The sequence below is a fragment of the Leucobacter chromiireducens subsp. solipictus genome, assembly GCF_016758195.1.
In the GTDB taxonomy this organism is placed as follows: Bacteria; Actinomycetota; Actinomycetes; order Actinomycetales; family Microbacteriaceae; genus Leucobacter; species Leucobacter solipictus.
This window is the reverse complement of the sequence record NZ_QYAC01000001.1, coordinates 500,825-518,933: the sequence shown is the minus strand read 5'-3', so window position 1 is coordinate 518,933 and position 18,109 is coordinate 500,825. Positions and strand designations below refer to the sequence as shown.

17 protein-coding genes are annotated in these 18,109 nt (G+C 71.2%); 11 read left to right on the top strand and 6 right to left on the bottom strand.

All coding sequences use genetic code 11. From position 1 onward, the window contains the following. Positions 1–5: 5 nt before the first annotated feature. The 3 genes from D3230_RS02420 to D3230_RS02410 form a co-directional block, all read right to left on the bottom strand. Positions 6–1,340: a type III PLP-dependent enzyme domain-containing protein gene (locus D3230_RS02420; RefSeq protein ID WP_337249053.1), complete on the bottom strand. Its 1,335-nt coding sequence runs from the start codon at positions 1,338–1,340 to the stop codon at positions 6–8. A 105-nt stretch (positions 1,341–1,445) separates the two neighbouring features. Then, a complete protein-coding gene (locus D3230_RS02415; RefSeq protein ID WP_202343392.1) occupies positions 1,446–3,059 on the bottom strand; it encodes a PucR family transcriptional regulator in 1,614 nt (537 codons plus the stop codon). Continuing rightward, on the bottom strand, positions 3,056–3,670 hold the full coding sequence (locus D3230_RS02410; protein WP_337249052.1) for a class I SAM-dependent methyltransferase: 615 nt from the start codon (positions 3,668–3,670) through the stop codon (positions 3,056–3,058). The genes D3230_RS02415 and D3230_RS02410 overlap by 4 nt, the downstream gene beginning before the upstream one ends. A gap of 100 nt (positions 3,671–3,770) precedes the next feature. On the opposite strand from D3230_RS02410, the gene hflX reads away from it, so the two are divergent. The 4 genes from hflX to D3230_RS02390 all read left to right on the top strand — a co-directional run bounded on the left by hflX (position 3,771) and on the right by D3230_RS02390 (position 9,884). Continuing rightward, positions 3,771–5,345 (top strand): GTPase HflX, encoded by a 1,575-nt coding sequence (gene hflX / locus D3230_RS02405; protein ID WP_202343390.1) that lies wholly within the window; start codon positions 3,771–3,773, stop codon positions 5,343–5,345. Between the two features lie 126 nt (positions 5,346–5,471). Next, on the top strand, positions 5,472–7,835 hold the full coding sequence (gene metE, locus D3230_RS02400) for a 5-methyltetrahydropteroyltriglutamate--homocysteine S-methyltransferase (protein ID WP_202343389.1): 2,364 nt from the start codon (positions 5,472–5,474) through the stop codon (positions 7,833–7,835). A 4-nt stretch (positions 7,836–7,839) separates the two neighbouring features. Further along, complete coding sequence (locus D3230_RS02395) at positions 7,840–8,982, top strand: uroporphyrinogen decarboxylase/cobalamine-independent methonine synthase family protein (protein ID WP_202343388.1); 1,143 nt, start codon at positions 7,840–7,842, stop codon at positions 8,980–8,982. Continuing rightward, positions 8,979–9,884: a methylenetetrahydrofolate reductase gene (locus D3230_RS02390; RefSeq protein WP_202343387.1), complete on the top strand. Its 906-nt coding sequence runs from the start codon at positions 8,979–8,981 to the stop codon at positions 9,882–9,884. Before D3230_RS02395 ends, D3230_RS02390 begins: the two co-directional genes overlap by 4 nt. Positions 9,885–9,921: 37 nt before the next feature. On the opposite strand, the gene lipA is transcribed toward D3230_RS02390, so the two are convergent. The 3 genes from lipA to lexA all read right to left on the bottom strand — a co-directional run bounded on the left by lipA (position 9,922) and on the right by lexA (position 12,423). Further along, complete coding sequence (gene lipA, locus D3230_RS02385; RefSeq protein ID WP_202343386.1) at positions 9,922–10,941, bottom strand: lipoyl synthase; 1,020 nt, start codon at positions 10,939–10,941, stop codon at positions 9,922–9,924. Then, complete coding sequence (gene lipB / locus D3230_RS02380; RefSeq protein WP_202343385.1) at positions 10,938–11,654, bottom strand: lipoyl(octanoyl) transferase LipB; 717 nt, start codon at positions 11,652–11,654, stop codon at positions 10,938–10,940. The genes lipA and lipB overlap by 4 nt, the downstream gene beginning before the upstream one ends. Before the next feature lie 103 nt (positions 11,655–11,757). Further along, positions 11,758–12,423 (bottom strand): transcriptional repressor LexA, encoded by a 666-nt coding sequence (gene lexA / locus D3230_RS02375; protein WP_202343384.1) that lies wholly within the window; start codon positions 12,421–12,423, stop codon positions 11,758–11,760. Between the two features lie 257 nt (positions 12,424–12,680). Between lexA and D3230_RS02370 the strand changes: the two genes are divergently transcribed. The 7 genes from D3230_RS02370 (at position 12,681) to priA (ending at position 18,078) form a co-directional block, all read left to right on the top strand. After that, positions 12,681–13,142: a hypothetical protein gene (locus D3230_RS02370; RefSeq protein WP_237466659.1), complete on the top strand. Its 462-nt coding sequence runs from the start codon at positions 12,681–12,683 to the stop codon at positions 13,140–13,142. Between the two features lie 63 nt (positions 13,143–13,205). Next, positions 13,206–14,294, top strand: coding sequence for a histidinol-phosphate transaminase (locus tag D3230_RS02365; protein ID WP_202343383.1), 1,089 nt, complete (start codon positions 13,206–13,208; stop codon positions 14,292–14,294). A gap of 68 nt (positions 14,295–14,362) precedes the next feature. Then, the gene (locus D3230_RS02360; protein WP_272928968.1) at positions 14,363–15,124 is read left to right on the top strand and encodes a DsbA family protein; all 762 of its coding nucleotides are present in this window, start codon (positions 14,363–14,365) and stop codon (positions 15,122–15,124) included. Between the two features lie 12 nt (positions 15,125–15,136). After that, entirely contained in the window at positions 15,137–15,985 is an 849-nt protein-coding gene (locus D3230_RS02355; protein ID WP_202343382.1) for a cytochrome c biogenesis protein CcdA, read from the top strand. A 9-nt stretch (positions 15,986–15,994) separates the two neighbouring features. Continuing rightward, a complete protein-coding gene (gene hisB, locus D3230_RS02350) occupies positions 15,995–16,603 on the top strand; it encodes an imidazoleglycerol-phosphate dehydratase HisB (protein WP_202343381.1) in 609 nt (202 codons plus the stop codon). After that, positions 16,600–17,238 carry an imidazole glycerol phosphate synthase subunit HisH gene (hisH, locus tag D3230_RS02345; protein ID WP_202343380.1) on the top strand — a complete coding sequence of 213 codons (639 nt, stop codon included), beginning with the start codon at positions 16,600–16,602 and terminating at the stop codon, positions 17,236–17,238. Before hisB ends, hisH begins: the two co-directional genes overlap by 4 nt. Positions 17,239–17,313: 75 nt before the next feature. Continuing rightward, entirely contained in the window at positions 17,314–18,078 is a 765-nt protein-coding gene (priA, locus tag D3230_RS02340; protein WP_202343379.1) for a bifunctional 1-(5-phosphoribosyl)-5-((5-phosphoribosylamino)methylideneamino)imidazole-4-carboxamide isomerase/phosphoribosylanthranilate isomerase PriA, read from the top strand. The last annotated feature ends 31 nt before the right edge of the window (positions 18,079–18,109 follow it).

The window sequence follows — 18,109 nt, the reverse complement described above, 5'->3', positions numbered from 1 at the left end:
AGTGGTCACGGGGTGATCGCTTCGTGGCGGGCGGTGAGCGCGGCGGCGTCGGCGACGCCGCTCTCGCGGACGACCTCCGCGATGGTCTGCTGTCGGCGGATCAGGCTCCATTCCACGCGGTCCTCCCGGACGCGATAGCCGTAGACCGGCACGCGGGGGAGCGAGTTGTAGGCGAAGTGGGTGGAGAAGTAGTAGGCCCCGGTGTCGTACACGACGGCGAGATCCCCCGCGCTGAACCGCGGCAGTTCCCGGCCGCGCGCGATCACGTCGCCGGCGAAGCAGCAGGGGCCGGCGACGTCCTGGACCACCCGGGGGCCTGTTTTCTCGGAGCCGTCCGGGTTGCGCACTCCGATCCGGAGCGGCCAGGACTCGGGCATGAACACGGTGCGCGTCGCGACCTGGGCCCCGGCGTGAGTGATCGCGATGGGGCGGCCGCCCGACTCCTTGACGTACTCGACACGGCTGACCATCATCCCGCTCTTCGCGAGCAGCGAGCGCCCGAACTCGGTCACGAGCTCATAGCGGCCGTCGAAGAGCTCCGGCACGGCGGCGGTCAGGGCCGCGACGTAGTCCGGGAAATCGGGGGTGATCTCGTCGCTGTCGAAATTGACAGGCAGCCCGCCGCCGAGGTCGATGCGGGTGATCTGCGCGCGGCCCGCAGCCGCGTTGATCTCCTCGGCGAGCAGGTACGTGTCTCGGATACCCGTCGCCATGAGCGGGAGCGGGCACCCCTGCGAGCCGACGTGGCAATGGATCTGCGTGAGCCAGGGGTGCGCGAGGTAGGCGTCGATGATGGCCGCGCGGGCCCCGGGGTCGCGGAGCGGGAAGCCGAACTTCGAGGTGTCGGTCGCGGTGCTCATCGCACCGATCCCGCCCGCGCCCACCTGCGGGTTAATGCGGAATCCGATCGGGGAGGTCGGGGGCTGCGCGCCCACGAGGGCGACAACGCGCTCGAGCTCCTCGCGGTTGTCGATGTTCAGCGCGACCCCGAGGCGCAGCGCCTCCCGGAGCTCGGCCGGGGTCTTCGCCGGGGAGTCGAAGGCGATCCGGTCAGCGGGGAACCCCGCGCCCACCGCCAGGGCGAGCTCGCCGGGGCTGGCGACCTCGCACCCCATCCCCGCGGTGGCCAGGAGGCCGAGCACGGGGGTGAGGCTCGCGGCCTTCGCGGCGACGGTGTGGAGGGCGCGGACGTCCGCGGGGAACGCCGCGTGCAGGGCCTGCACGCGCTCGAGCACGGCGTCGGTGTCGACGAGGCCGACGACCGGGGAGTCCTCGGTCACCAGCCCATCGGAGACGAGAGCGGTAATGGCTAGGGAACGGGGGTCGCTGCGCTGGGTCACGGGAACCTTCGGGGTGGGGCGGATGGGTCCCGTCCACCATATTTCGGTTGTTTCCCCCGTTTCGACGCAGAAAATGAGGAGATGAGCCCAGGTTTGTGGTGATTATCACGAACCCGAGGTGGTCTCGGGCGCGGCACCCGAGACGCCGAGCAGTCGCAGACCGAGCTCCGTCACCAGCCGGGAGTGCGGGTCCGCGAGGTCTATTCCGCTGAGCTCCGCCAGGCGCTGCAGGCGATACCGCAGGCTGTTGCTGTGCAGGTGCATCCGCCGCGCAGTCTCGGCGATGCTGCCGTGGGTGTGCAGGTACACCGCGAGGGTGCGGGTCAGCGACGCGTTGTGCTCTCGGTCGTACTCCAGGAGCGTGGTCACGCGCCGTGTGAACGGTTCCGGATCCGCTCGGACCAGGTCGACGAGCTGCTGCACCCGGACGTCGTCCTCGACCGCCGAAAGCGCCGCGACCCGGACGTCGTCCGCCCCGCGTGTCTGCCTCGCCTCAAGCGCGCGGAGGACGAGCCGAGCCTCAGCGGCCGACGCGGGCACGTCTCCGAGGTGCGGGGCGATGTGACCGACGGCGACGTACAGGACCTCGCCGGCGGGAGCGATCCCGCCGAGCGCAACGCGGAGCCGCGCGAGCAGCGTCGCCTCGGGCTCGTCCGGAGCAGCGGGTGCGAGCACGGAGAGCGTCCCGTCCTGGGCCAGGCTGAGACTCCCGGGAAGCTCGGCGAGAATGCGCAGCATGAGCGCGTCCTCCCGCCGGGCGTCGAGCTCACGCCCGAGCCGGCAGCACAGCACCCGGGAGCACTGCTCGGGCGCAAGCTCCAGGGCCCGCGCCGAGGCGGCGGCGGATGCCTCGCCGGAGAGCAACGCGTGCAGCGCCGCCTGGCGGGCGCGATCTCGGATGCCGCCCGCCCGAGCGGCTTCGATGAACAGGGGGATCGCGACCTGGGCGGCGAGCCGAAGCGCCTCGTGGCTCGCGGGGGAGAATGGCACCCCGGTCTCGGCCGCCCAGATCGAGCCGAAGACCTCGTCCTCGTTGCGCACCGCGATGACCAGCCGGCTGGGCCGCTCCCCGTCCGCCGGGCGGTAGATCACCCCGGTCGAGGCCCAGAGCTCGGTGAGGAAGCCGCTGCGGCGCAGCTCGTCGACCCGCCAACGGGGCACGCGCTGGCCCAGGATCGTTTCCTGGCGGAGACTGTCGACCGGGCCCTCGACGGTCGAGAACCCCAGCACACGGCTGTCGAGATCCTCGATGGTGATGGCCGCCCCCGTCATCGTGGCGAGCGTATTCGCGAGGTGCGAGAGCGAGTGATATCCGGCGGCGGTCTCGGTGCCCGCCGTGGCGCGGTGATCGCTCAGCGCGCGCCGCAACTGGACAAAGAGCTCCGCCCAGCTCGCCCAGCGCGAGCGATGCAGCACCGCGGGCCCGGTGGCGTCGGGAGACTGCGGCTCGGGTTCCGCGCGTCCGGGGGTGAACACGATGCCGGCGACACCGTGGCGTCGTGCGAAGTCGAGCGCCTGCTCGGCTTCGAGCGTGCCAGCGGCCACGCCCACGGCCAGGAGGAGCGCGCCGGCCTCGCCCGGCGGGCTGGCGGGGTCATACATGTCCACCGCGGTGACGGGCACCGCGCCGGCGGCTGTGTCCGGAATCGGACCGAGCATATCCGCGAGCGGGGCGAGCAACGCGGCGAGGGATATGTCCTCGGGATCCGGCACGGTCATGCCGGTTCTCGCGCGGCGCGGATGATGTGGAAGCCCTTGTCGCGGGCGATCCGTTCGACGCTGAGCTCGGGGAACTCGGCGGCGATCCAGCGCTGCAGCGAGTCGGCGCCGAGGTGCTTGGCGACGACGAGGTGCGCGATCCCGCCCGGGGCGAGGCGCGGCAGCCACTGGCGCAGGATCGCGTGCAGCGCGTCCTTCCCGATCCGGATCGGCGGGTTCGAGCGGATCTCGGCAAAGCGCAGCTCTGCGGGGACCTCCTCGGGGGCGGCGACGCGGATGCCGGGCAGCCCGAGCGCCGCGGCGTTGCCGCGAGTGAGTTCGCGGGAGCGCTCGTTGATGTCGATCGCCCAGACCTCCCGCTCGGGGGATTCGAGGGCTGCGGCGAGCGCGATCGGGCCCCAGCCGCAGCCGAGATCCAGCACCGGCCCCGGCTGAGTGTCGCCGAGCTTGTCGAGCGTGCGGAGCAGGATCTCCGTGCCGCGGTCGAGATGCTCGGGGCTGAACACGCCGCCCGCGGTGCGCACCTGGCGCGGCGCCCCCGCGAGGACCACCTCGATGTCGCGGGGCCGGAGGTCGCCGGAGGGAGTCTCGGAGAAGTAGTGCTCAGTCACCGCACCAGTATCCCAGGCTGCGCACACCCGCGCCGCCGCCACACGCCCACGGCGAACGCGCCAGCACAATCCGACGCGCCCGGAGTACACTGGAAGCCACATGACGAAACGTGTACCCGCAGACTCAGACCAGGTGTTTTCCGACGCAGACGTGCAGGACCAGCCCGTGGCGACGCGATCGCGCATCGACGATGCGCTCGATCGGGTATTGTCGCGCGCCGGTCGCTCCGAATCCGCGACCGTGATTCGTGACCTCACGGGCGGCGCGCAGGCGCTTGACGCCGAGACCCACGATCTGGACGCGGATCTCGACGCGATCCGGATGGAGCGCGAGGACCGCGCATCGCTGCGCCGCGTGGGCAGCCTCTCCACCGAGCTCGAGGACGTCACGGAGGTCGAGTACCGCCAGCTGCGCCTCGAGAAAGTCGTACTGATCGGGATCTACTCCGAGAAGTCCACGGAGGACGCCGAGAACTCGCTGCGCGAGCTGGCCGCGCTCGCGGAGACCGCCGGGGCCGAGGTACTGGACGGCCTGCTGCAGCGTCGCGCGAAGCCGGATCCCGCGACCTACCTCGGGAAGGGCAAAGCGCAGGAGCTCGCGGAGCTCGTCGCCGCGGTCGGCGCGGACACGGTGATCGCGGATACGGAGCTCGCGCCGTCGCAGCGCCGTGCGCTGGAGGACGTCGTGAAGGTGAAGGTCATCGACCGCACCGCCGTGATCCTCGACATCTTCAGCCAGCACGCGAAGAGCCGCGAGGGCAAGGCCCAGGTCGAGCTCGCGCAGCTGCAGTACCTCCTGCCGCGACTGCGCGGGTGGGGCGAGTCGATGTCCCGCCAGGCGGGCGGCCAGGTCGGCTCCGCGGGTGCCGGCATGGGCTCGCGTGGCCCCGGTGAGACCAAGATGGAGCTGGATCGACGCAAGATCCACACCCGCATGGCGAAGCTGCGCAAGCAGATTCAGGCGATGGCGCCCGCGCGCGAGGCGAAGCGAGCGAACCGCAAGCGCGGCGAGGTGCCATCGGTCGCGATCGCCGGGTACACCAACGCGGGCAAATCGAGCCTGCTGAACCGGCTCACGGGGACGCAGGAGTTCGTCCAGAACCAGCTCTTCGCCACCCTTGACACGGCGATCCGCCACGCGGAAACCGACGACGGCCGCCAGTTCACCTACGCCGACACCGTCGGTTTCGTGCGGGAGCTGCCGCACCAGCTCGTCGAGGCGTTCCGCTCCACCTTCGAGGAGGTCGGCGACGCGGACGTGATCCTGCACGTCGTGGATGGTTCGCACCCGGACCCGAGCGCCCAGTTGCGCACGGTGCGTGAGGTGATCTCCGAGGTGGGGGCGCAAGGCATCCCGGAGATCGTCGCCTTCAACAAGTCCGACCTGATCGACGACTCGCAGCGGCTCGTGCTGCACGGCCTGGTTCCCGACGCGGTCTTCGTGTCGGCCCGCACGGGCGAGGGCATCGAGGAGCTCGGGCGGCGCGTGTTCGCGGCGCTGCCGGTGCCGGATCAGGAGGTCATCGTGGTGATCCCCTACAGCCACGGCGAGCTTGTCGCCGAGCTGCACGAACGCAACCGCGTCATGGACACCGAGTACGTGGAAGCGGGGACTCGGGTGCGTGCGTTTGTCACGGCCGAGATGCTCGCGAAGCTCGAACCGTACCTCGCATAACCGCGCGCCGTAACACGGCGTCATTCACATAGCGCAACACAGCGGCGCCGCGCGGCGTCCGCCGGTTAGCGTGTGACTGCCCGGGGTTCCCACCGGGCAGTCACCGCCCGAACCGGAGGATCCCCCATGACCGCGAACCCGAGTGCCGCTGCACCCGAGGCCCCCACGCTGCCCCCCGCCACGATCCTCGGCTACCCGCGGATCGGCCGTCGCCGCGAGCTCAAGCGCGCGATCGAGGCGTTCTGGAAGGGCGCGAGCTCCGAAGCGCAGCTGCAGGACACCGCGCGCGAGCTGCGCGCCGCGACGCGCGCTCGCCTCGTCGAGCTCGGGCTGCCCGCCGCAGGCGGGGCCGTGCCGGAGAGCTTCAGCTTCTACGACCAGGTGCTGGACGCGACGATCGCGCTCGGCGCGATCCCGCACCGCTTCGCCGGTGCCGTCGCCGATGCGGCCGGCAGCGATCTCGCCGTGCTGTTCGCCCTCGCCCGGGGCGACAAGGACCACCAGCCGCTCGAGATGACCAAGTGGTTCGATACGAACTATCACTACAGCGTTCCCGAGTTTGACGAGCGTACCCCGCTCGCCGCGAACCCCGCCGCCCTGGTTGCGCAGGTCACAGAGGCGCGCGCGCAGGGCATCGAGTCCCGCCCGGTGCTCGTCGGCCCGGTGACCTACCTGCTCCTCGCGAAGGCCTCCGCCGAGGCCGGGGAGGGCTTCCGTCCCCTCGACCGCCTCGACGAGGTCGTCGCCGTCTACGCAGAGCTCCTCGCCGCGCTCGCCGCAGCGGGGGCCAGCTGGGTGCAGCTGGACGAGCCCGCCCTCGTGTCCGACTCGCTGCCCGTGCCCCGCGCGGAGGTGCTGAAGCTCGTGGAGCGCGCCTACGCCACGCTCGGCGGGACCGCCCGGGGCACCGCGCGCCCCGCGATCCTCCTGACCGCGCCGTACGGCGACTCGTCGCAGGCGCTCGCTCGCCTGGGGGCGCTGCCCGTCGAGGCCGTGCACGCGGACCTCGTCCGCGGCAGCCTCCCCGAGTCCGCGCTCGCCGACGGCACCCTCGCCACCGCCTATGCCGGCACCCAGCTGATCGCAGGCGTCGTCGATGGCCGGAACATCTGGCGCACGGACCTCCGCGCCGCACTCGCCACGGCCACCCGTCTCCATGACGCGGGGATCGCCACGGGAATCGGCACGAGCAACAGCCTGCAGCACGTGCCGCACGACGTCGCGGACGAGACGCAGCTCGACGCCCGCCTGCGGAGCTGGCTCGCGTTCGCGGATCAGAAGGTCGAGCAGGTCGCGATCCTGGCGCGCGGCCTGGAGGACGGTACCGCCGCCGTCGAGGCCGAGCTGGCCGCCGCCGACGCCGTGCTCGCGGATCGCGCCGCCGCCCCCGGGGTGCGCGACGGTGCGGTGCGCGAGCGCGCCGCGGGCGTCACCGAGGCTGATCGCAGCCGTGCCGCCGAGGCGGAGCGCCGCGAGGCGCAGCGCGGCCTCGAGATCCCGCAGCTCGCCACCACCACGATCGGGTCGTTCCCGCAGACCACCGAGATCCGCAAGGCGCGCGCCGCGTTTACCCGCGGCGAGATCGATCAGGACGCCTACGACGGCTTCCTCCGCGCGGAGATCGAGCGGGTGATCCGCCTGCAGGAGGAGATCGGCCTCGATGTCTTGGTGCACGGCGAGGCCGAGCGCAACGACATGGTGCAGTACTTTGCGGAGCTGCTCGACGGCTTCGCGGTGACCGAGCACGGCTGGGTGCAGTCCTACGGGACCCGCGCCACGCGCCCGTCGATCCTGTGGGGCGATGTGTCGCGGCCCGCCCCGATGACCGTGGCCTGGTCCTCCTACGCGCAGTCGCTCACCGAGCGCCCGGTGAAGGGCATGCTCACGGGCCCCGTCACGATCCTCGCCTGGTCGTTTGTGCGCGACGACCAGCCGCTCGCCGACACCGCCGAGCAGGTGGCCCTCGCCCTGCGGGACGAGATCGACGACCTCGTCGAGGCGGGCATCTCGATCGTGCAGGTCGACGAGCCCGCGTTGCGCGAGCTGCTGCCGCTCGACGCCGACCGTCAGGCGGACTACCTCGACTGGTCGGTGGGCTCCTTCCGGCTCGCCACGAGCGGGGCCGCAAACGAGGTCCAGATCCACACGCACCTCTGCTACTCGGAGTTCGGTGAGATCATCGACGCGGTCGACGGGCTCGACGCGGACGTGACGAGCATCGAGGCCGCGCGCAGCCGGATGGATGTCGTGGCACCCCTCGGGGATCACGGCTATTCCCGCGGGATCGGCCCCGGCGTCTACGACATCCACTCGCCGCGCGTGCCGAGCGTGGACGAGCAGGCCGAGCTGATCCGGATCGCCGCGGCGCGCATTCCGGGAGAGCAGCTCTGGGTGAACCCGGACTGCGGCCTGAAGACCCGCGGCTACGAGGAAACGGTGGCGAGCCTCACGAACCTCGTGCAGGCGGCGCGCACCGTCCGCGGAGCGTAGCGCGATGGCCTGGCCGACGGGCGAGCTGCCGACGGAGGCGGTGGGGTCGTTGCCCCGCCCCTCCCGGCTGCAGCGCGCCGTGCTGGACGCGGAGACCGGGCTTGCCTCGGCCGCGGAACTGCGCGCTGAGCAGGAGCACGCGGTCGCCGACACCCTGGAGCGCTTTGCCGCCACCGGGTCGCCGATCGTGAGCGATGGCGAGCAGCGGCGGCAGAGCTTCGCGAGCTATCCGCTCGGCAGCGCCGATGTGTCGGTCGGGCCCGTGTTCGCCGTGTTCGCGGACGGACACCACCGGGTGATCCCGAGCCTCGCTCGGGGACCCTTCGCCTTCCGGGACTGGGCCGCCACCGATGTGGCGGCGGCCCGCACCCTGACCGAACTGCCGCTGAAGCAGGCGGTGATCTCGCCGTCGATGCTCTCGCTGATGGTGCCGGAGACGGGACTCGGGGAGTACTCGCGTGAGGACTTCCTGGAGGACGTCGTCGCGGGCTGCGCCGAGGACATCCGGCGCTGCTTCGCGGCGGGCGCGACCCGGGTGTCGATCGACTTCACCGAGGGCCGGCTGGCGCTCCGCCGCGACCTCCGCGCCCCCTGGGCCGGCCCCACGGCGCTTGCCGGCTTCATCGCCCTGATCAATCGGGTGCTGGATCGGCTGAGCGCCGAACAGCGCGCCGCGGTGGGCGTGCACACCTGCCCCGGAAACGACAACGACTCCGCGCACAGCGCCGACGTCGACTACGCGGAGCTGCTGCCGGAGCTGTTCCAGATCGAGGCCGGCTACTTCCTGGTGCAGGCGGCGGGGGAACGGGAGCCGGATCGGGTGGCCCGCCTCGTGGGCCGGGAGCTCCGGGCGCGCGGCCGCGCCGGGCGTCCGGCACCGCGCGTGCTGCTCGGCGTGACGAACCCCACGAACCCGAAGCTCGAAACCGCGGAGGGGATCCGAGACCAGCTGGTGCGGGCCGCCCGGTTCATCCCGCCCGAGCTGCTCGGCTCGACCGACGACTGCGGCTTCTCGCCGTACCTGATCGACGAGAAGCCGCGCCACGGTTCACCGGACTTCGCCCGGGATGTGGCCTTCGCGAAGATCGCGGCGCGCGTGCGAGGGACGGCGCTCGCCTCGGCCGAGCTTGCGGGGGCGGCGCGATGACCCCGACCCTGCTCACGGGCAGCGCCCCCACGCGCGCCCGCTTCTCCTTCGAGGTGTTCCCCGCGCGCAGCGGGGCGGCGGCCCTCGCCCTCGGGCACGCGGTGCAGCACCTGTCCGCGGCCGGCCCGGACTTCATCTCCGTGACGTACGGGGCGAACGGCTCGAACCGGGACGCCTCCGTGGACCTGCTGCGCTATCTGCGGGATCACACCGATGCGCTCCCGCTCGCGCACCTCACGACCGTGGGCGAGGATCGCGACGCCGTGCGCGCCGCGATCCACGGGATCATGGACGCCGGGGTCCACGACTTCCTCGCGCTCCGAGGCGATCCGCCGCGGGGCCTCACCGAGGCGTCGCCGGAGGTCGTGGGATCGCTCTCCGCGCGCGATCTGGTGGAGCTGATCGCCGAGGCCCGAGCGGAACGCCCGGCCCTCACGAGCGTGGGCCGCACCGCGGTCGCCGCCTACCCGAACGGGCACCCGCTCGCGCGATCCCGCGCCGCCGATATCGAGTGGCTGATCGCGAAGGAGGAAGCCGGGGCGCAGTTCGCGATCACGCAGCTGTTCTTCCGCGCGGAGGAGTATCTGTCGTTCGTGAGCGATGCGCAGGACGCGGGGCTGCGCATGCCCGTGCTGCCCGGGCTCATGCCGGTCGCGACGAGCGCGCAGCTGCGGAAGGTTGCGGAGCTCGCCGGGCGGCCGGCACCGGCCGAGCTCACGCGGGCGCTCGACGAAGCCGGCGGGTACGCGCCCGAGCTGGGCGTCGAGCACACGGTCGAGCTCGCTCGGGAGCTCCTTGCCGGGGGTGCGCCCTCCCTGCACCTGTACACCTTCAACCGCCACGAGCGGGTGCTTGCGGTGCTGCGGGAACTCCACCTCCTCACCCCGGACCCCGTGGCGTAGGGGGTGCGTGCGTGCGGACGCACCCCCTACGCAACCCCTACACGGCCTGCGGGAAGTCCGCGGCGGCGCGCTCGCTGAGATGGCGCAGCGCCTCGGGCACCTCGCGGCCCTGCTTCGCCATGGTCTCGGCCCAGAGCCGCCCGGCCCGGTACGAGGAGCGCACGAGCGGCCCCGCGAGCACCCCGTCGAAGCCCAGCGCGTCGGCCTCGGCCTTCAGCTCGACGAACTCCTCCGGGCGCAGCCAGCGGTCGATCGGGTGGTGGAGCTGCGTGGGCCGGAGGTATTGCGTGAGGGTGAGGATGTCACACCCGGCATCCCGTAACTCCCGCATGGTCGCGGTGACTTCGGCCCGGGTCTCGCCCATCCCGAGGATCAGGTTGGACTTTGTGACCATGCCCGCCGCGCGCGCCTGAGAGATGACGCCGAGCGAGCGCTCGTAGCGGAAGCCCGGCCGGATCTGCCGGAAGATGCGGGGCACCGTCTCGAGGTTGTGGGCAAAGACCTGCGGCGCCGCCTCGAACACCTGGGCGAGGTCCTCGGGGCGGCCGCCGAGGTCGTCGGCGAGCACCTCGACGCCGGAACCCGGATTGAGCTCGTGGATCTGCCGGATCGTTTCCGCGTAGAGCCAGGCCCCGGTATCGGGGAGATCGTCGCGGGTGACCCCGGTGATCGTCGCGTAGCGCAGCCCCATCGTGCGGACCGACTCGGCGACCCGGCGTGGCTCGTCGAGATCGAGCGGGAGCGGCTTGCCGGAGGAGATCATGCAGAAGTCGCAGCGCCGGGTGCAGATCGAGCCGCCGATCAGGAACGTCGCCTCCCGGTCCTCCCAGCACTCGGAGATGTTCGGGCAGCCGGCCTCCTGGCAGACGGTGTGCAGCCCGCCCTCCTTCACGAGCTCGCGGACCTCCTGATACTCGGGCCCGAAGCGCGCGCGGGTTTTGATCCACGGCGGCTTGCGCTCGATCGGGGTTTCGGCGTTGCGCGCCTCGATTCGGAGCAGCTTCCGCCCCTCGGGTTCGGGGCGCGTGCCGGTGGAGGGCAGGATCCGGGCGCTCATGCGGCGAACTCCGCGAGCGTCGCGGCCAGGTGGCGTTCGAGCCCCTGGACCACGTCCGCGGGAGAAATGGTGCGACCGGCGAGCGCGGAGAGCGACGTGACCCCCGCATCGGTGATCCCGCAGGGGACGAAGGTGTCGAACGCGTCGAGCTCGTTGCTGCAGTTCAGCGCGAGGCCGTGCGTGATGATGCCGGCGCTCGCGTGCAATCCGATCTGCGCAATTTTCGCGAGCGGGCCGTGGTCCGCGTGGGTCCAGACGCCGGATCGGCCGGCCACCTGGACGCCCTGCACGCCGTGCTCCGCGATGACCGCGATGAGCATGCGTTCGAGGGCGCGCACGAAGTCAACGACGCCGCGGCCCTGAGCGAGCCGCACCACGGGGTAGGCCACGAGTTGTCCGGGCCCGTGCCAGGTCACCTTGCCGCCCCGGTCGACGGCGACGACCTCGGTGCCGTCCTGCGGGTACTCGGCGGGGTCCGAACGGCGGCCCGCGGTGTAGACCGGCGGATGCTCCAGCAGGTACACCGTGCCCCGGTCGACACCGCGCTGCACGCGATCGGCGGCCCGCTCTTGGAGGGCCAATCCTGCCGTGTATGGGACGAGGTGCGGGGCGAGGCCTGCGGTGACAAATCGTGGCGGTGCGGGGACGGGGGTGGCCGCGGCGGGCACGGGGGCCGCGGGAGGCGCGGAGCGGGGCTCGGTCTGAGGCAACATGCCCCAATCTTAAATAGACCGAGTTCAACAAATCAACTGGGACGCAGAAAGGCCTGGTCGCCAACGTGGTGACCAGGCCTCGTGCGAGTGCGGGTTCGGCGCGCTACACCGAGCGCAGGACCGCGACGACGCGGCCGAGCACCTCGGCGTGGTCGCCCAGGATGGGCTCGAAGGCGCTATTGCGGGGCAGGAGCCAGGTGTGGCCATCGCGCCGACGGAACACCTTGACGGTCGCTTCGCCGTCGAGCATCGCGGCGACGATGTCGCCATTCTCGGCCTCGCGTTGCTGGCGCACCACCACGAAGTCGCCGTCGCAGATCGCGGCGTCGATCATGGACTCGCCGACCACCTTCAGCATGAAGAGCTGGCCCTCGCCGACGAGCTGGCGGGGGAGCGGCACGATCTCCTCCACCTGCTGGTCCGCGGTGATCGGGACGCCGGCCGCGATCTGGCCGACCAGGGGGACGTAGGTGGCTTCCTCGGGGCGAAGTGCGGTCTCGGGGTCGAGCGGTGCCCGCTCCGAGGCAACCTCGATCAGGATCTCGAGCGCCCGGGGGCGATTCGGGTCGCGCCGAATGTATCCGCCAAGCTCCAGGCGGCTGAGCTGGTGGGTGACGCTGGAGAGGGAGGAGAGCCCGACCGCATCGCCGATCTCGCGCATGCTCGGCGGGTACCCGCGGGACTCGACCGAGTGGCAGATGTACTCCAGGATGGCCTGCTGCTTCGCGCTGAGCGGCTTCGTGGACTGGGGCGTGGCGGCGTCGCTCATCGCTGATCCTTCCCTGCCCGGAGGCGGTTGCGGCGGTGGGGATCCTGAATGTCAGTGGTCCCTGATTCAGTGATCTCGTTGTCCGAAACCCTAACGCTGGTACTCGAACGCGGGCAAACATGTGTTCGAGTGTCGCGGAAATGGTGCGAAAGACAGTTTCGAAGAATCGCTTGCAAAACAGCTTCTTCGAATATATATTCGAAACAGATGTTCGCACAGGCCGCGGCTCGCGTTCATCGCGACGAGAGGAAGTTCCCATGAGTGCAGCAGCGGTTCTGTCAGCGGACGTTCGCCAGTCGGGCGTCCTGCAGCTCGGCGTGGTTCGTGACGCGGCGGCTCCCGTCGGCGATGCGCCGTCGGCGACTCGGCTGCGGTTGACGCGGCGCGGCCGTGTGGTGCTCGGCGGCTTGGCGACGGTGCTGGTCGCGGCGGTCCTGGCCTTCGTGGCGACCCTGGCGGCGCCGCAGGCGCGTGCCGCGGGGGAGCAGCAGGGGACCCAGGAGTTCCACTACGTCGTGGTCGAGCCGGGGGCGTCCCTCTGGACGGTCGCGACCGAGCTTGACCCGTCGATGGACCCGCGGGATCTGGTCGCCGAGATCGTGCACCTCAACCAGCTGGGCGGTTCGGGCGTCGACGCCGGGCAGCCGCTCGCCGTGCCGCTGCGCTACTCCGAGAACCCCGTGACGATCTCCGCAGAGGAGCTCGGTCTGCCCCTGTAGGCCCCCGTGTGCCCCCGAGGGCAGGCTTCGCTGAGTCGGCGCACCGCAGCATAGACTGGTGCGGTGACTAGCCTGAGTGATCTCCCCCTCCGCGCAAACCTTGTGGGGAAGCTGCCGTACGGCGCCCCGCAGGACCCCGTTCCCGTGAGTCTGAACGTGAACGAGAATACGCACCCGATCCCCGACGAGGTCGTCGCGGATATCGTGGCGTCGCTCGCCGCGGCGGTGCGCTCCGTGAACCGCTACCCCGACCGAGACTTCCTGGAGCTGCGCGAGTCGCTGGCGCACTACCTCGGTCACGGCCTCACGGCGGAGCAGCTCTGGGCCGCAAACGGGTCAAACGAGGTTCTGCAGCAGGTGCTGCAGGCGTTTGGTGGCCCGGGCCGGTCGCTCCTGAGCTTCACGCCGACGTACTCGATGTACCCCCTGCTCGCTTCCGGTACGGACACGGCGTGGATCGATGTCCCGCGCCCCGCCGACTACGCGCTGACTGCCGCGGGCGTGACCGCGGCGCTGCGCGAGCACGCCCCCGACATCGCGATCCTCTGCGGACCGAACAATCCGACGGGGACGCCGCTCGACCGTGAGGTCATCGTCGCGGCCTATGATGCGTTCGACGGCATTCTGATCGTTGACGAGGCCTACCACGAGTTCGACGCCGAGCGTGAGAGCGCCGTCACCCTGCTTCCCGGCCGGCCGCGCCTCCTGGTCTCCCGGACCATGAGTAAGGCCTTCGCCTTTGCCGGCGTGCGCCTCGGGTATCTGGCCGCGGATCCCGCGATCATCGATGCGCTCCGCCTCGTCCGGCTGCCCTATCACCTGTCCGCACTCACGCAGGCGGCGGCGCTCGCGGCGCTGCGGCACTCGGGCGCGATGCTCCGCGCCGTGGATGACATCCGTGCGGAACGGGACCGGCTCGGCGTCGCGCTCACCGAACTCGGGTACACCGTCCACGAGTCGGGCTCGAACTTCCTGCTCGTCGGCGGTTTCACGGATCCGGAAGCCACGTTTGCGGCGCTGCGCGCGCAGGGCATCCTGATCCGGAACCTGAGCGTCCCCGGCCATCTCCGCATCACCGCCGGCACGGCAGCGGAGACGAGCGCTGTGATCGACGCCATCGCGGCGCTGGGCCCGGGCGGTGCCGCGGCGTAACGCGACCGCGGTACTCAATCTGTGAACCCACGCTGCTCACGCGACGACGGCCCCGCTAGCCTGGAGCTATGACTCAGCCTCCGGAGACACTGCCCCGCCACGAACTGGAGCGCAAGCTGCGCCGCTCGCGCACGCTGAATGTCGTGCTCGCCGCGGTTGCGGCGCTCGGCCTCGTGTTCGGCGGCGTGCAGCTGTTCCAGGGGAACTCCGCGGGTGCACCGGCCGCCGACGCGGGCGGAACCACGGCGGAGGCGGGCACCGAGACCGGGGGCGGGGCCCCGAACGTCGAGCGGCGCGTTGAGGGCGACCCCATGGCGATCGGTGACCTCGACGCACCGGTGGTGCTGAGCGAGTGGGTCGACTTCCGCTGCCCGTTCTGCGCCGTCTTCTCCCGAGACACGCTCCCCACCGTCGTGCAGGAGTATGTCGACAGCGGCAAGGTGCGCATCGAGTTCCACGATGTTGCGTTCTTCGGCGAGGAGTCCACGCGTGCCGCCGCGGCTGCGCGTGCGGCGGGGGAGCAGGGGCGGTACGCCGAGTTCGTCTCGGCGGTGTATGCCGCAGCCCCGGAAAGCGGGCACCCGGAACTCCCGAAGGACGAGCTCGTCGCGTTCGCGAAGACCGCCGGCGTCGCGGATCTGGAACGATTCGCACAGGACATGGACAAGCCCGAGCATGCGCAGGCCGTGGCCGACAGCACGGCCCAGGCGCAGCAGCTGGGGGTCACCGGCGTCCCGTTCTTTGTCGTTGACGGCCAGGCGATGAGTGGTGCGCAGCCGATCGAGTCGTTCCGCGCCCTGCTCGACGACGCCGTTGCCGCCGCGCAGTAACGGGGCAACCGAGTGAGCCTGAGCCTGCTGGGAGCCTTCCTCGGGGGCGTGCTGACGCTGCTGAGCCCGTGCTCGGTCATGCTGCTCCCGGCGTTCTTCGCGTACGCGTTCTCGAGCCCGGGGGCGCTGCTCGCGCGCACCGGCGTGTTCTTCCTGGGGCTCGCGACCGCGCTCGTTCCCCTGGGGTTGCTCGCGGGCACGCTCGGTGCGTGGGTCAATCAGCACCGCTTCACCCTGGTCACGATCGCCGCCGTGCTCGTGATCATCCTGGGGGCGGCGATGCTCGTCGGCGTGCGGCTTCCCGGCCTGCTGCCGCAACGCGGGGCCGAGAGCGCCTCGATCGCCTCGGTGTTCGCCCTCGGGACGGTCTACGGGCTTGCCGGCGTGTGCGCCGGCCCCATGCTCGGGGCGGCGCTGACGTTCGCCGCCTTCGGGGGGAGCGCGCTCGCGGGCGGTCTCGTGCTGCTCGTGTTTGCGGCCGGGATGACGGTGCCGCTGGTCCTGCTCGCGTTGCTGTGGGATCGGGTTCCCGCGGTGCGGCGCTGGGTGCGCCCCAGGGAGCTCGTGATCGGCCGCTGGCGCAACGCCTGGACGAACATCGTCGGGGGCATCATCACCATCGGGATCGGCGTGCTGTTGCTGGTCACGCAGGGCACCACGTCCCTGGGTGGAATCCTCGGAGCGACGGACCAGGCCCGGCTCGAGTCGGCGGTCATGCGGTTCTCCGCCAACGTGCCGGACTGGATCGTTCTCGTCCTCTTCCTCCTGCTCGCGGGGGTCTGGCTCGCCGTCGCCCTCGCGCGACGGCGCCGGGACCGGCAGCGCACGACCGGGCCGCGGGAGCTGAGCGAAGCCGGATAGACTGGCTTCATGACCGCAGCCACACGCACCGTCTCCCTCGAGCGTTCCACGAGTGAGTCGCAGATCAGCCTGAGCCTTGACCTTGACGGGACGGGCGCCTCGGACATTCAGACCGGTGTGCCGTTCTTCGACCATATGCTCACGGCCTTCGCCCGGCACTCGCTCACGGACCTGACCGTCCGCGCGACGGGGGATGTCGAGATCGATGTGCACCACACGGTTGAGGACACGGGGATTCTGCTGGGCCAGGCCCTGCTCGCGGCGCTCGGCGACAAGCGGGGGATCTCCCGCTACGGTGACGCGTTCGTTCCCCTCGACGAGGCGCTGGCGCAGGCCGTCGTTGATATTTCGGGCCGGCCCTACCTGGTGCACTCCGGCGAACCGGCCGGCTTCGAGTTCCACCTCATCGGGGGGCACTTCACCGGCTCGATGGTGCGCCACTTCTTCGAGGCGCTCGTGCTGAACGCCCGGCTGACGGTGCACCTGAAGCTCATCGAGGGGCGGGACCCGCACCACATCGCCGAGGCCGAGTTCAAGGCATTTGCCCGGGCCTTCCGCCAGGCCAAGGCGCTCGATCCCCTCGTCACCGGGATCCCGTCCACGAAGGGCGCGCTGTGAGCGCAACCGCGCCGCGGGTGGTGGTGCTCGACTACGGCTCGGGCAATGTCCACTCGGTCGTGAAGGCCCTCGCCGCGGCCGGGGCGGAACCCGAGCTCACGCGCGATCCGCGGGCGGTGCAGGAGGCGGACGGCCTCCTGGTGCCGGGAGTCGGAGCGTTCGACGCCGTCATGCAGCAGCTTCGCGCGGTGCGCGGCGACGAACTGATCGACCGGCGGCTCGCGGGGGGCCGCCCCGTGCTCGGGATCTGCGTGGGCCTCCAGATCATGTTCGATTCGGGCATTGAGCGGGGGCAGGAAACCGCTGGCCTGGAGCAGTGGCCCGGGACGGTGCGTGAGCTCGAGGCCACGGTGCTGCCGCACATGGGATGGAACACCGTCGACGCGCCCGCGGATTCCCGCCTGTTCGCGGGGATCGAGGCGGAGCGGTTCTACTTCGTCCACTCGAACGCGGCCACGGAGTGGACGCTGGAGGGACGCACGGAAGCCACGCGACCCAGGGTCACCTGGGCGGAGCACGGCGAGCGATTTGTCGCCGCAGTGGAGAACGGTCCGCTGAGCGCGACGCAGTTCCACCCGGAAAAATCGGGGGACGCGGGTATTCAGCTCCTCCGGAACTGGATCGCCACCTGCTAACGGCCGCGCGCCACCCGTTCCGAGCCGCACCGCCGGAACACACACGACGACCGCCTCACAAGGAGTGCAATACACATGAGCGAGTTCACCGAGGGCCCCAAGCTGCAACTGCTGCCCGCGATCGACATGGTCAACGGGAAGGCCGTGCGTCTCACGCAGGGCGAGGCCGGGACCGAGACCGACTACGGCAGCCCCGTGGACGCGGCGATGGACTGGATTGAGCAGGGGGCGGAGTGGATCCACCTCGTCGATCTCGACGCGGCGTTCGGTCGGGGCAGCAACGTGGCTGTGGCGCGGAAGATCGTGAAGCGCGCCGGCGATGCGATCGACATCGAGTTCTCGGGCGGCATCCGCGATGACGCGAGCCTGGAGGCAGCGATCGAGATGGGCGTGCGCCGGGTGAACCTGGGCACGGCCGCGCTGGAGAACCCGGAGTGGACGCGCTCCGTCATTGCGCGCTTCGGGGATCAGATCGCGGTGGGTCTTGACGTGCGCGGCGAAACCCTGGCGACCCGGGGCTGGACCGAGGACGGCGGCAACCTCTGGGATGTGCTGGACCGTCTCGAGGACGCGAACTGCTCCCGCTACGTCGTCACCGACGTGACGAAGGACGGCACGATGCGCGGCCCGAACATCGAGCTGCTGCGCAAGGTCTGCCTGCGCACGGATCGTCCGGTCGTCGCCTCCGGCGGCGTATCGACGCTCGACGACCTGGTCGCGCTGCGCGAGCTGGTGCCGGCCGGGCTCGAGGGCGCGATCATCGGCAAGGCGCTCTACGACGGGGCGTTCACGCTCCCCGCGGCACTCGATGTCGCGGGCCGACCGGACGCACGCGACTAGCGGTTCGCGCGCGGGAACGCGACGGCCAAGG

Bases quoted from the DNA above. Each gene is read 5' to 3' on its own strand.
- D3230_RS02415 (WP_202343392.1), bottom strand. From the start codon at position 3,059: ATGACCGTGCCGGATCCCGAGGACATATCCCTCGCCGCGTTGCTCGCC.
- hflX (WP_202343390.1), top strand. From the start codon at position 3,771: ATGACGAAACGTGTACCCGCAGACTCAGACCAGGTGTTTTCCGACGCA.
- metE (WP_202343389.1), top strand. From the start codon at position 5,472: ATGACCGCGAACCCGAGTGCCGCTGCACCCGAGGCCCCCACGCTGCCC.
- D3230_RS02395 (WP_202343388.1), top strand. From the start codon at position 7,840: ATGGCCTGGCCGACGGGCGAGCTGCCGACGGAGGCGGTGGGGTCGTTG.
- D3230_RS02390 (WP_202343387.1), top strand. From the start codon at position 8,979: ATGACCCCGACCCTGCTCACGGGCAGCGCCCCCACGCGCGCCCGCTTC.
- lipA (WP_202343386.1), bottom strand. From the start codon at position 10,941: ATGAGCGCCCGGATCCTGCCCTCCACCGGCACGCGCCCCGAACCCGAG.
- lipB (WP_202343385.1), bottom strand. From the start codon at position 11,654: ATGTTGCCTCAGACCGAGCCCCGCTCCGCGCCTCCCGCGGCCCCCGTG.
- lexA (WP_202343384.1), bottom strand. From the start codon at position 12,423: ATGAGCGACGCCGCCACGCCCCAGTCCACGAAGCCGCTCAGCGCGAAG.
- D3230_RS02370 (WP_237466659.1), top strand. From the start codon at position 12,681: ATGAGTGCAGCAGCGGTTCTGTCAGCGGACGTTCGCCAGTCGGGCGTC.
- D3230_RS02360 (WP_272928968.1), top strand. From the start codon at position 14,363: ATGACTCAGCCTCCGGAGACACTGCCCCGCCACGAACTGGAGCGCAAG.
- hisB (WP_202343381.1), top strand. From the start codon at position 15,995: ATGACCGCAGCCACACGCACCGTCTCCCTCGAGCGTTCCACGAGTGAG.
- priA (WP_202343379.1), top strand. From the start codon at position 17,314: ATGAGCGAGTTCACCGAGGGCCCCAAGCTGCAACTGCTGCCCGCGATC.